Annotated in this window: 6 protein-coding genes; 4 read left to right on the top strand and 2 right to left on the bottom strand. The window is 59.0% G+C overall.

What is annotated here, in order from left to right:
* Window positions 1-53 precede the first annotated feature (53 nt).
* Together ACL9RI_RS17105 and ACL9RI_RS17100 are read left to right on the top strand one after the other, a co-directional pair.
* Window positions 54-1121: an alginate lyase family protein gene (locus tag ACL9RI_RS17105; RefSeq protein WP_422727713.1), complete on the top strand. Its 1068-nt coding sequence runs from the start codon at window positions 54-56 to the stop codon at window positions 1119-1121.
* Window positions 1122-1267: 146 nt separating this feature from the next.
* The gene (locus ACL9RI_RS17100) at window positions 1268-1582 is read left to right on the top strand and encodes a carboxypeptidase-like regulatory domain-containing protein (protein ID WP_422727712.1); all 315 of its coding nucleotides are present in this window, start codon (window positions 1268-1270) and stop codon (window positions 1580-1582) included.
* 102 nt (window positions 1583-1684) lie between these two features.
* Here ACL9RI_RS17100 and ACL9RI_RS17095 read toward each other — a convergent pair whose 3' ends face one another.
* On the bottom strand, window positions 1685-2065 hold the full coding sequence (locus ACL9RI_RS17095) for a BPSL0067 family protein (protein ID WP_422727711.1): 381 nt from the start codon (window positions 2063-2065) through the stop codon (window positions 1685-1687).
* Between the two features lie 692 nt (window positions 2066-2757).
* Here ACL9RI_RS17095 and ACL9RI_RS17090 point away from each other — a divergent pair.
* Entirely contained in the window at window positions 2758-10233 is a 7476-nt protein-coding gene (locus ACL9RI_RS17090; protein ID WP_422727710.1) for a beta-1,3-glucanase family protein, read from the top strand.
* A gap of 111 nt (window positions 10234-10344) precedes the next feature.
* Here the strand turns inward: ACL9RI_RS17090 and ACL9RI_RS17085 are convergent, their stop codons facing one another.
* A complete protein-coding gene (locus ACL9RI_RS17085) occupies window positions 10345-11145 on the bottom strand; it encodes a helix-turn-helix domain-containing protein (RefSeq protein ID WP_422727709.1) in 801 nt (266 codons plus the stop codon).
* A 125-nt stretch (window positions 11146-11270) separates the two neighbouring features.
* On the opposite strand from ACL9RI_RS17085, the gene ACL9RI_RS17080 reads away from it, so the two are divergent.
* Window positions 11271-12182 carry a DMT family transporter gene (locus tag ACL9RI_RS17080; RefSeq protein WP_422727708.1) on the top strand — a complete coding sequence of 304 codons (912 nt, stop codon included), beginning with the start codon at window positions 11271-11273 and terminating at the stop codon, window positions 12180-12182.
* Window positions 12183-12193 lie beyond the last annotated feature (11 nt).

Below are 12193 nucleotides of genomic sequence, written 5' to 3'. Positions count from 1 at the left end.
GGCAGCATGATGTTTAATGACGACATCATGTCTGAAACGCAGGAGTCATATCCATGGCAACAATTTTCCGTTTGAATCAGCTCGCCCGCAGAGGCATGGTGTTTGCCTTGACGGTGGCGGGGGGGATGTCGGCGCCGGCGGCCATGGCGGCGGGTAATATCTGGCTCACCAGCGCAGACATCGGCTTGCTGCGCAGCCAGCCCGCCAGGACGGCTGCCCTGATGCAGCGCTGCGACAAGGAGATCGACGTGCAAGCGGCGCCGGTTGCCGTATTTGCGCCGCCTGCGCACTACAGCAAGACAGGCGTGGTCGAGAACGCGATGGCGAAGCGCTTTGACAGCGATGGCGGGGTCGCCTTCCGTGCCGGCTTGTGCTATGCCGTGTCGCAAGACATGCGCTACGCGCAGCATGCGCAAGCCATGATTTCCGCCTGGGCCGATACCTTGCAGTCGGTGCCCTCCGAACAGGGGGCGTCGGACATCAATTTTGATTTGCCACAATATGTGATCGCCGCATCGATGGTGCGCAATGTGCATGGCTGGAATGATGCGTCTTTCCGGCGCCTGCTCACGCGCATCGCCCTGCCACTGTCGCATAGCGACCGCAAGAACAACCACGCCAACTGGGGCGTTTTCCTCAATGCCTCGATTGCCGCCTATACCGGCGATGTTGCCCTGTTGGCCAGCAGCCGGGCCCGCTGGCTGGAACTGATGGACAGCGAAGTGGCGCCCGATGGATCGCTGCCGCTGGAAATTTGCCGTAGCGACAATAATAACTATTGCGGCGGCGACCGCAAGGGCATCAATGGGCTCAGCTATACCCATTACACCTTGCTGCCCACCACCGCCGCCGCACGCCTTTTCGACCTGCAGGGACAAGCGGTCTGGCATACGCCACAGGGCAATAAGCTGGCGGCAGCGTACCGGGCCGCCGCTGCCTGGACCTTGCGCCCTGAAACCTTCCCCTACTATCAAAGCAATGGCGGTCACCTGAACGGCGTGTACAACGCTGCCTACTTTACCTTGCTGCAACGTCAATTCCCGAATGCCGATGGCGGACAAGTGATTGCCAATGGCAAGCTGGGCATGAATGCGCTGGAGTGGGTGGCCGTGTTTCAGTGAGCACTGCAGCAGGCGAGGCAGTGCATCCACTCATCGCATGAATGCACTGTTCCATCGGCTCATAGATCCGTCCATCGCATGGGCTTAGCCGCTAGCGGGCGGCAATGCTATGTTGTGATCCTCTTCACTCATGCCAGCTTATTTTTATGATACTCCGTAAAATCAGTCTCTTCCCCGCTGTGTGCCTTGCCCTCGTTGCCCAAACGGCGGCTGCTGCAGAGACCGGCCAGATCGAAGGCCACGCCAGGCCCGGCGAACAAATTGTCATCATCAATGAAAAAACCGGCGCCATCAGCGGCGTGGTGGCTGATGATCAAGGGCATTTTGAAGCGGCCAGGATGGCGCCCGGCCAATACCAGGTGGTCTACCAAGGTGTGCCGCGCCATAGCAGTGGCGCCCCGGTGATCGCGGGGCGCACCACCGTGGTCGGGGAACAGGCCGGGGGCCAGGCAAGCCGCTGAACGCGCCAGGCCAGGGCCGGGTAGCCGTACTGCCGACGGCTACCCAGTCCACGCCAGCGCGGCCATTACTGCATCCCCGCACCCTATCTTTCCCTTGCAACCTCACTCAATCACAAAAAAAGCGTCGGCATTGTCCCTGGCTTGCCGATAATGGCCGCGCTGGTCCTGGCCTTGCGACTGGATCAGGCGCAGGGAAATCTTGCTTTTGCTGGCGGCTTGCCACTGGTCGACGATGATAATGCCATTGATGCCTTGCCTGACATACAAGGCGGCATGGTGGCCATGGCTGCCATGCCGCCCGCCGGCAAAGGTGGCAATCGCCGTGCCGGGTGTGAGCGTGGTATTGCCAGCCACCGCTGCGCCCTGGCGCCAGTGGGCGGTGGCGGGAGCGCCCGCATATTCCTGTACCAGCGCCACGCAATGGCGGCTGCCGACGACGGGCTGGTTTTTCAATCGTGCGGCTTTGGAATAAATGTAGGCCATGCCAGGTCTCCTCAAGTCAGGGGCAAGACTTTCAAGGTAGTTCCAATTGGTAGCGGGCGTCTTAAACAAAGACAAACAAAGCGCTCCTTGCACCGGCCTGCACGCCAAGACAGCGTCGTTGCCTGAGCCAGCTGCTGTGCTGTCTTATCACAATAGACACGCCGTGCGCGCAGACACAAACCCTCATTTCCGACGGCGCTGATGCCGATCAAGGGTGCGCCTTTCTCCAGCCCAACTGACAGACAGATGAAATAATATATAACGGTGTTTTTTAAAATTAATGTCGATAATTTTGTTTTATGTGCCATAGGCCTTCTTTTGCGCTAAAGATAATAAATTAAGTAATGTTTTTTGCTATTGTTTTCATCATTCTCTTGTTGCCTTATGGAAATCTGTTGCACTAGGAAACTATTCAGATAATAATGCCTTGTGGAAACATTTAACGTGCCGTAAAGGCGTTAAACATGCTTGACGGAGCGGCTGTGCACTGACGAGGTTGGTGAGTGCAGGTTCGTGACGTGCAAGTGCCTGGTGCCACGCCACGCGCTGCAACCCTGCACGCGGCGTGGTTCTTTTCTCTATGGTGACTAATGAAAAATAGTAGACCTGCAATACGGCCAAGTTTTTGGCTGTTCCTTGTACTATGCCTGCTGGCCAGCTTGTATCGGCCACCCACTGCCAGGGCGGCAGACTTGTCCTCCCTGGCGCCGCCATCGGAGCGCCTGAAGATCAATCTGGGCGCGACTCCGTGGAAATATACCAACGATGATCGTTTTATAGGCGATCCCAAAGTCACCGATATCGCTTATGACGATAGCGGCTGGACTTCCGTTGGCGTACCGCACTCTGTCAACGAACAGGACATGTTCGTCAACAATACGTCGGGCCTGGCCGGCATGCCCTACGGTACTGTCTGGTATCGCAAGCATCTGCCCTTGTCGACCGCTTATGCGGGCCGCAAGATCCTGATCGAATTCGAGGGCGCGCATACGGGCGCCCAGGTGTTCATCAATGGCGTGCAAGTGCAGGGCACCAGTGCCTTGAACCCGACCTATACCCACGTCATCGGCTTTGTGCCGTTCATTGTGGACGTGACCAATATGGTCAACCTCGGCAGCGATAACGTGCTGGCGGTGAAAATCACCAAGAACGGCTTCGAAGATCCGCATTTCGCGGGTGACGCCCGTTTCGGCCAGGGCGATTCAGGCCTGTTCCGTCCGGTGTACATGCATATCACCGACAAGGTGCATATTCCTGAAAACGTCTATGCCATCCTGAAGACCTGGGGCACGCATGTGTCCACCGTCAGCATTGCCAGCGACAACTCGTCGGCTGCGATCCAGGTCGAGACCAATGTGCTCAACGAAGACAGCGTGCAGAAAAACGTCACGCTGACGACCCGCATTTACGATGCCAGCGGCACCATGGTGGCCCAGGCGCAGGACGCACGCGTCTTGCAGCCGAATGCCGGTCCCGGCTTGACGACCAACAAGTTTGTTCAAAACATGACGGTCGACAAACCGACCTTGTGGTTCCCGAACAATAGCAGCCACGGTACGCCGTATATGTACCGCGTGGTGCATATCGTCAGCGTCGATGGCGCGGTGGTCGATACGGTCGAAAGCCCGCTCGGCATCCGCACCATCACCTGGAATAACGATTTCCCGATCATTAACGGTTTTGCCCATCATCTGTGGGGCGCTTCCGGCCGCTACGACTACCCGGCACTGGGCAGCGCCGTGCCGGAAGAGCAGCAATGGCGCGACCTGAAGCTGCTGGCCGATGCCGGCGGCAGCTTGTACCGTCCAGGCCATTCGTCGTCGAGCAAGGAATTCGTCGAAGCAGCCGATGCGCTCGGTATCTTCATCATCCAGCCTAGCGGTGAAGGCGAAGGCGCTTTCGACAAGTGCTACAACGCAGCCTTGAGCGATAGCTGTACCCAAAGCGAGCTCGATAAATTTGCGCTGAAAACGGAAATCCATACGGAGATGATCGTGCGCGACCGGAATAATCCTTCGATCCTGTCGTGGGAATCGAATAACGGTCCGATGGATACCAATTACGCGCAAGTGTTGAAAGCCGTAAACAACACCTGGGATCCGGTCAATACCCGCGTGGCAACCGACCGTACCCCGAACGACAAGAACGGCACCGTGCTGGGATGCACCCTGAACGGCTGCGAACTGGGCGTGAAGTCGGAATTCCCGAATTCGCCAGCCTGGGGCGCCGAGTATTGGGGCAAGGGGGATTACCGCTACAAATACGATCACGAGATCGAGCTGACCGCCGAGTTCCTGAACAACTGGCGCCGTGGCGTGGCAGCGAAAACCTTTGGTATGGTGCAATGGTATCTGGCGGAAACGCCGGGTGAAAACAATGTGTTCCTGTCCTCGACCGGCCCGGCGCCCGTGCCGACCGCCGACAATCCGAATCCGCCTGACCTGCGCAAGAATGAAGTGCGCTCGCTGGGCTCGTCGATGATGGACGGCAGCCGCTTGCCTAAACTGATGTATTACGCTTACCAGGCAGCCTGGGTCGATTACAAGACGCGTCCGGTAGTCAACCTGGCGCATCACTGGAACCGTTCCGGCATCGTGCGCGTCAATACCTTCAGTAATTGCCCGGCGGTACGTTTGCTGGTCAATGGCGTGAAGCAGGGCGACGATCAGACGCCGAATCCGCTGGACTTTGAAAATACCGACCTGACCCAGGACACCACCGGTCTGCCGCATCAGGCACACTGGGACAATGTTCAATGGCAAGCTGGTACCGTCACGGCCCAGTGTCTCGATGAAATCGGCAATGTGGTGCAATACAATGGCCAGGTTGTACAAGACCAGCGTGCCACCGCCGGCAAGGCCGACCACATCATCCTGACGACCGAGCCTGGCTTGAAAAAGCCTGACGGCAGCACTTTCCAGATCACCGCCAACGGCAGCGATGCCGCGTTCATCACCGCCAAAGTGGTCGACGCGAACAACATCCTGTTGCCTGAAGACAGCACCAACATCACGTTTACGGTCAGCAGCAACGGTAATTACCGTGGCGGCTGGAACAATGCTGTGTCGCAAGACAAGCCGACCAGCTACCACTCGCCGGGCGACCACGAACTGGCAGCCGAAGGCGGCCTGGTGCGTATCGCGGTGCGCAGCAAGTTTGAACCGGGTACCGTGACGGTGACGGCAGCTTCTACCGACGGCACCTTGCACAGCAACGTGGCCAGCTTTGAAGTGGTGCCAGTACCGCAACCTGCCGACGCCAGCCAGTTGCCGCCGGCATTCGTGGCGCAACCGCAATCGCTGACCGTCAGCGTAGGCCAGTCTGCGCACTTCGAGGCTGTCGTCTCGGGCGCCGCTCCGCTGGACTTCACCTGGTACCGCAATGGCGTTGAAATCGCTGGCGCCAAAGGCAGCAGCTATGACACGGCCCTGGCCGTCAATGGCGACAATAACGCTGTCTACACGGTCAAGGTGAAAAACAACTTCGGCGAGCAAACCAGCAACGACGCCGTCGAGACGGTGGTCGCGCCGCAAGCGCCTGTCATCGTCAGCGCTCCCGTGGCACTGAGCCTGGTCGAAGGCCAGTCGGCTACCTTCCAGATCGTCGCCAACGGTGCACCGCCACCGTCCTATCAGTGGTATCGCGACAATCAGAAGATCGATGGTGCAACGTCGAACAGCTACACCATCCCTGCGGTTGTCCTGGCGGATAACAATGCCTCGTTCTACGTGGTGGCAAGCAATCTGGTCAATAGCGTGCAATCGACGCCGGTCACCCTGACCGTGGGCGCCGCGACCGCACCGCATTTCACGCAGCCAGCCAATCAGGTGGCAGCGCTGAACAGCCATGCCACCCTGGTGGTGCAGGCGACTGGTTCCCAGCCGCTGACCTACACCTGGTTCGACAAGAACCAGCGCGTCGTCGGCAGCAGCGCCACCCTGGACTTCCCTGCCGTGCAAGCTGGTGATTTCGGCAACTACACGGTACTCGTGCACAACGCCGCCGGCGACCAGACCAGCGATCCTGTTTCGCTGCTGCAAGCTGCTCCTGGTGTCAACCTGGCGCGCGCCCGTACGGCCACGTCCGACACCACCCAGGATGCGATTGCCCTGGCGCCAGGCAAAGCGGTCGATGGCGACATCAATTCGCGCTGGGGTTCGGATTTCAAACCGACGGCCGAACTGACGGTCGACCTCGGTTCGCCGATGGACATGAACCGCATGATCGTGCGTTGGGATCCGGCGTATGCCAAGCAATATATCGTCGAAGTATCGAACGATAAGAAAACCTGGACCAAGGCTTACTCGCAAGATAAAGGCAATGGCGGCGTGGAAGATACCTCTTTCCCACTCGTCAACGGTCAATATGTGCGCATGACCGGCACCTTGCGCGGCAGCCCTGACTATGGTTATTCGATCGATGAGTTCGAAGTGTATAACGTTGCCCATCTGTCCAAGGACGGCAGCGCTCCCGAGCGTTATACCTTGGTACCAGGCAACAACAACGTCGTGACCGACAACAGCACCGGCTTGCTGTGGAGCCGCGTACCGACCAAGAATGGCATCGCCCAGTTCACGCAAGTGCTGGCTGGCCAGTATTGCTCCACCATCGGCAGCCGTTTGCCGACCAAGGAAGAAGCCTTGTCCATCGCTGGCGACAGCTTTAACGTCGACGCCTTCCCGGGCGGCTGGAGCACCTGGACTTCGGACATCTCGCCCGATCCTACGCGTGCGTTTGTGGTCTCGTCCAACGGCGATGTCACGACCCAGTTGTTCAACAACTTCCCGAACGACGTGCTGTGCGTCAGCGGTACGCTGCAATTTGCAGTGCCAACTATCGTTGCACAACCGTTGACCCAATCGGTCAAGTTGTCGGCCAGCGGTGACAAGCAAGCGTATTTTGCTGCCGTTGCCAAAGGTACCGGTCCGCTGACCTACACCTGGTTCCGTAACGACGTGCAAGTGGCTTCCTCGCTCAACCCGGTCTACAGCCCGGTCGTGACGAAAAGCGACGATGGCGCCAAGTACAAGGTGGTCATCAGCAATAGCCGCGGCAACAGCATTACCAGCGATCCGGCTGTCCTGACCATCGTCGCCGCAAACGACAATGGCACTGGCGGCGGCAACCAGCCACCGCAGCAGCAGGCGCCGGCCATCGTGTCGCAGCCGTTCAACCAGTCATTGGTGCCTGGCCAGACGGCCAAGTTCAGCGTGGTCGCCAGCGGCGCCGACAGCTTTACTTACCAATGGTTCCGCGACGACCAACTGATCGTTGGCGCCACCGGCAGCAGCTATGCCACGTCGCCTGTGACACTGGCAGACAACGGCCAGCGTTTCCGCGTCGATGTCACCAATCCGGCCAACGGTGCAGTGACCAGCAGTAACGATGCCAACTTGCTGGTGATCGACGGCGTGCCGTCCGATGCTGCCAACCTGGCGTTGAAAGGCACGCCAAGCTCCAGCTCCACGGAGAGTGCCGACTACTTTGGCCCGCAATATGTCAATGATGGTTTTGGCAGAGTGCGCGCCGACAATGGACTGGAAGGCACCCGTTGGGCGTCCTTCGTATTCCAGGGCGACGATGCGCAGTCCGACAATCAATGGGTCAGCATCGATCTCGGTTCCGTGCAGGAGATCAACCAGGTCGTACTGGACTGGCAAACCGCGTTTGGCTCGAAATACATCATCGAGACCTCGGTGGACAACCAGAACTGGACGCCGGTCTATACCCAGAACAGCGGGCAGGGCCGTGTGGAAAATCTGTTGTTTGCCATCACCAAGGCACAGTATGTGCGCATGCACGGTGTGAAACGCGGCACGCAATATGGTTATTCCCTGTATGAAATGCAAGTGTTCGCACCGGCACTGACCATCCGTACCCAGCCTGCCGCGCAAACCGTGGCGGTCGGCCAGTCGGCCCACTTCACGGTGGACGCAGTGGGTCCGGGCACGCTGACTTACCAATGGCTCAAGCAAGGCGTGCTGGTGGCAAGTACCGACGTACCGTCCTACGATACGCCGGCAGTGACCAGCGATGACAGCGGCGCGATTTACAGCGTCGTGGTGGAAAGCTCGAACGGTAGCAAACTGCCTAGCGATGGCGCAGTGTTGACCGTGGGCGTACCGCAAGGCATCGGCGCCGGTAGCGGCAACGATACCAATAATGGCGCGAACAACGGCACGGGTGCCGGGAATGGCGCCGGCAATGGTAGCGATGTGGTACTGGGCAGCAATCTGGCACTCGGCAAGACCGCGTTTTCCAGCCCTGTCGAAAATCCGCAAGGCACTACCGCCAACCTGGCGATCGACGGCATCGTCAGCCGCGACAGCCGCTGGTCGTCGCAGTTTGTCGACAATGCCTGGATGGCGATCGACCTGTACGCGCCGACCCTGATCTCGCAAGTGACTTTGCAATGGGAAAACGCCTATGGCAGCGAGTATGAAATCCAGGTATCGAACGATAAAAATACCTGGGTGCCAGTCAAGCACGTCACGGGCGGCAAGGGCGGCGTGGAACAGATCACGTTCCCGACGGTCTCGGCCCGTTATGTGCGCCTGCAAGGCTTTGCCCGCGCCACGCCATACGGCTACTCGCTGTACGAGTTCGAAGTGTACGGTCCGGCTAATCCCGGCCCCGCACCGCAGTTCTCGGCCCAGCCAGCCGCTGTGACCGTGACCGCAGGCCAGCCTGCCCACTTCGAGGCCAGCGTGGCCGGCAACGGTTCCTTCATGTATCAATGGAACCGCAATACCGACCTGATCCCGGGCGCGACTTCTGCCAGCTACGACATTGCAGCGGTGCAGAGCAGCGACAACGGTGCGGTGTTTAGCGTCAGCGTCACCAACGCGGCCGGCATCGGTGCAGTATCGGCCGGCGCCAAGCTGACCGTGAATCCGGTCGACAACGGCAACGGCGGCACCGGTAATAATGGTGGCACTGGTAACAATGGCGGTAACGGTGGCAACAACGGTGGCAACAACGGCGGCACTAATCCCGACTATCCGGTCATCCCGGGTTTCGTCACGGTCGATCTGAAAAACAATACCAATGGTAAATGGACTGATGATCAGATCTACGTGGCCGTGATTGGCCGCGATCCTGGCAACAAGGATAACTTCGCTTACCTGCAGGCCGATGGTACGATCTTGCCAATGTTGCTGAGTGATAACGATGCACCAGGTCATTTGACGAAAAATGGCGAGAACTTCAGCAACTACTTCTTCACCCTGGCGCAAGCCAAGAACCTGAAGTTGCCGAAGATGGATTCGGGCCGCATCTTTGTTTCGATGGGGTCGCCATTGTTCATCAAGATTAATGAAGATATTAATCATCAAACTGGTTTCGCCGGTCCGGATCTGAATAACCATAATGATCCGAACATCGATATCTATTTTGACTGGTACGAGTTCACGCTCAACGACAACTTGTACATGAACCCGACCCAAGTGGACCAATTCGGTTTCCCGCTGTTGATGGACGTATATGGCGATAGCCATAATTTCCACCAGCAAGTCGGTATTGCCGAATCGCGCGACAGCATCATTGCGGCTTACCAGAAAGAAATGCCGAAAGAGTTTCTGGTAGACGCAGTGCAGCCGCGCCGTATCCTGGCGCCAGGCAAGAGCAGTTTCGACACTGGCCGTGTCAACGCCGCTTATTTCGATGCATATATTAACGACATGTGGAATCTGTACCGCACCAAGCCACTGGTGGTAGATATGTACGACAATTCGCGCCGTTTCGTCGGCCAGGTCGCGGCCGATGATACTGTCGTGTTCCATGAAATCGACAAGGGCAATGGCGTGCTTGGCAGCACTGTCTACACGGTGCCAGGCAAGCCTAGCACCCAGGACATGCTGGAAGCCAAAGGCGTGCTGGCCAGTCCGCTGGCTGGCGAAACCGACGGTGCAGTCATTTCCATTGAACTGGCACTGGAAGCGCAAATCGCCGCCGCCTTGAACCGCCATATCATGGAAGACACCTCCCTGTGGGGCGCTCCGACCGCTGCGTGGTATGCAGCATCGCCAGCGAACTACTATGCGAAGTTCTGGCATGACCATAGTGTCGGCGCCAAGGCTTACGGTTTTGCCTATGACGACGTATCGGGCCAAAGCTCGAGTGTCATCGGCCCGAAACCGGAACACCTGGTGCTGGGAATTGGCTGGTAAGTCACCAGCTGATCTGTAGACAAGCAGAACAACGCTAGTCAACAATGAGAAGGCCGCGACGTGGTTGACGTCGCGGCCTTTTTTTTTCGCTAGTGCCTGGCTGGCTTGGCTTCAGCGCGCCAGTCCCACCGTGCGCTTGCGGTATTCGTCCGGCGTTTCCTGCGTCAGGCGGCGAAACATCGTGATGAAGGCCGAGGAGCTGGCATAGCCCAGTTCCAGGGCGATGCTTTCCACCGTGCGGCCTTGCGCCAGCAGGGACATGGCCTTGACCACCCGCAACCGTTGCCGCCATTCCGCCAGGGTCATGCCCAGGTCGCGCTGGCAGCGGCGCACCAGCGTGCGCTCGCTGGTATGGACGTGCGCCGCCAGCTCGGCCACGGAGCGGCTGTCGCCGGGATCACTCTCCAGCATGTTCAGTACTTTTTGCACCAGCGGATCGTCCGAACTGGGCAGGTAGCTGCCTGCCCGCTCGGCATGCGCCAGCAGATCGACCAAGACCTTCAGGAAGCGTGTTTCTGCTTCGCTGGGCGGTATGCCTGGCGGCTGCCGGTGCAGGTGTTCCAGCATCGCGCGTAGCAATGGGCTGACCGTCAAGGCCGTCACTTGCGTGGGCAGGGCTGCGCATTCCGCCACGCTGATGTACACGGAGCTATGCCAGGCTTCCCTGCGGTTCTGCGCCAGGTGTTCGGTATGGGGCGGCAGCCAGATGCCGTACTGGGGCGGCACCACATAGTGTCCGCCAGCATATTGCACTTCCACCACGCCGCTGACCGCCGAGACGAATTCGCCCCAGGGATGATGGTGCGGGGGATAAAAACCGTCGGCCGGCATGGGGGCGCTGCGGAAATAAATGGCGCCAGGAAGTTCCTGTGTGTAGGGGGCGAGCAAGACTTGCCGCGTCTTCTTTTGCACGAATGCGGTCCTATTTTGGGGAAGCGTTGAGGTTGGCCGGAAAGCACGATGGCTTGGCGGATATTCACTATATCAAGAAAATCTGCCTGTCACATAATGGGTTTTATTCAGGAAAGGTATCGCCCATGTACAAGAATATCGACCGGCAAGCGGTCGCCGCGATGACCATGCTGTGCCTGGTGTGGAGCATGCAGCAGATCGGACTGAAGGCGACGGCGCACGACGCCAGTCCGATCCTGCAGATCGCCCTGCGCTCCGGCATCGGCGCAATGCTGGTTGCCCTCTTCATGCTGTACCGGCGCGAAAAAACCAGCCTGGCCGCTTTACCATGGCGCGCAGGCGTGGGCGCTGGTCTGCTGTTTGCCCTGGAATATTTGCTGCTGGGCACGGGCCTGCGTTTCACCAGTGCCGCCCATGGCGTGGTGTTCCTGTACACGGCGCCCTTGTTTGCCGCCGTCGGCCTGCATTTCAGCTTGCGCTCCGAGCGCTTGAAGCCGCTGCAATGGCTGGGCATCGTGCTGGCCTTTGCCGGCGTTGCCATCACGTTTTTTACGCCGGCCAGCGGACCACAGCCTGGCGATGCCAGCAGTTGGTTCGGTGACGCGCTGTGCCTGCTGGCAGGCGCCGCCTGGGGCGCCACCACCGTGCTGGTGCGATGCTCAGGGCTGGCCAAGGTGTCGGCCGCGCAAACCAGCATCTTCCAGCTGGCCGTGGCGTTTGTCATCCTGCTCGGCGCGGCGCTAATGACGGGGCAGACCACCTTCCATGCCACGCCCTTGCTGATGGCCAACCTGCTGTTCCAGTCGGTGATCGTCTCGTTCCTCAGTCTGCTGCTATGGTTCGCCCTGCTGCGCCGCTATCTGGCCTCCGGACTCGGTGCGTTTTCTTTCCTCACGCCACTGTTCGGCGTGGCGCTGGGCGCATGGCTGTTAAATGAGAAAATCAATCCGGGATTCCTGGCTGGCGCACTGTTCGTCATCGCCGGCATCGTCTGCGTCAGCTGCCATGCATGGCTGGCGTCGCGCTGTGCACGGTAGTGGTAAAGTGC

The organism is Janthinobacterium sp. Mn2066, assembly GCF_049319705.1.
Classification (GTDB): Bacteria; Pseudomonadota; Gammaproteobacteria; order Burkholderiales; family Burkholderiaceae_D; genus Janthinobacterium.
Note: the sequence above shows the minus strand (reverse complement) of the source record. Positions and strands in the feature narration are given on the sequence as shown.

What these genes read in the sequence shown, in the direction of transcription:
- ACL9RI_RS17105 (WP_422727713.1), top strand. Translation starts at nt 54, where the DNA reads ATGGCAACAATTTTCCGTTTGAATCAGCTCGCCCGCAGAGGCATGGTG.
- ACL9RI_RS17100 (WP_422727712.1), top strand. Translation starts at nt 1,268, where the DNA reads ATGATACTCCGTAAAATCAGTCTCTTCCCCGCTGTGTGCCTTGCCCTC.
- ACL9RI_RS17095 (WP_422727711.1), bottom strand. Translation starts at nt 2,065, where the DNA reads ATGGCCTACATTTATTCCAAAGCCGCACGATTGAAAAACCAGCCCGTC.
- ACL9RI_RS17080 (WP_422727708.1), top strand. Translation starts at nt 11,271, where the DNA reads ATGTACAAGAATATCGACCGGCAAGCGGTCGCCGCGATGACCATGCTG.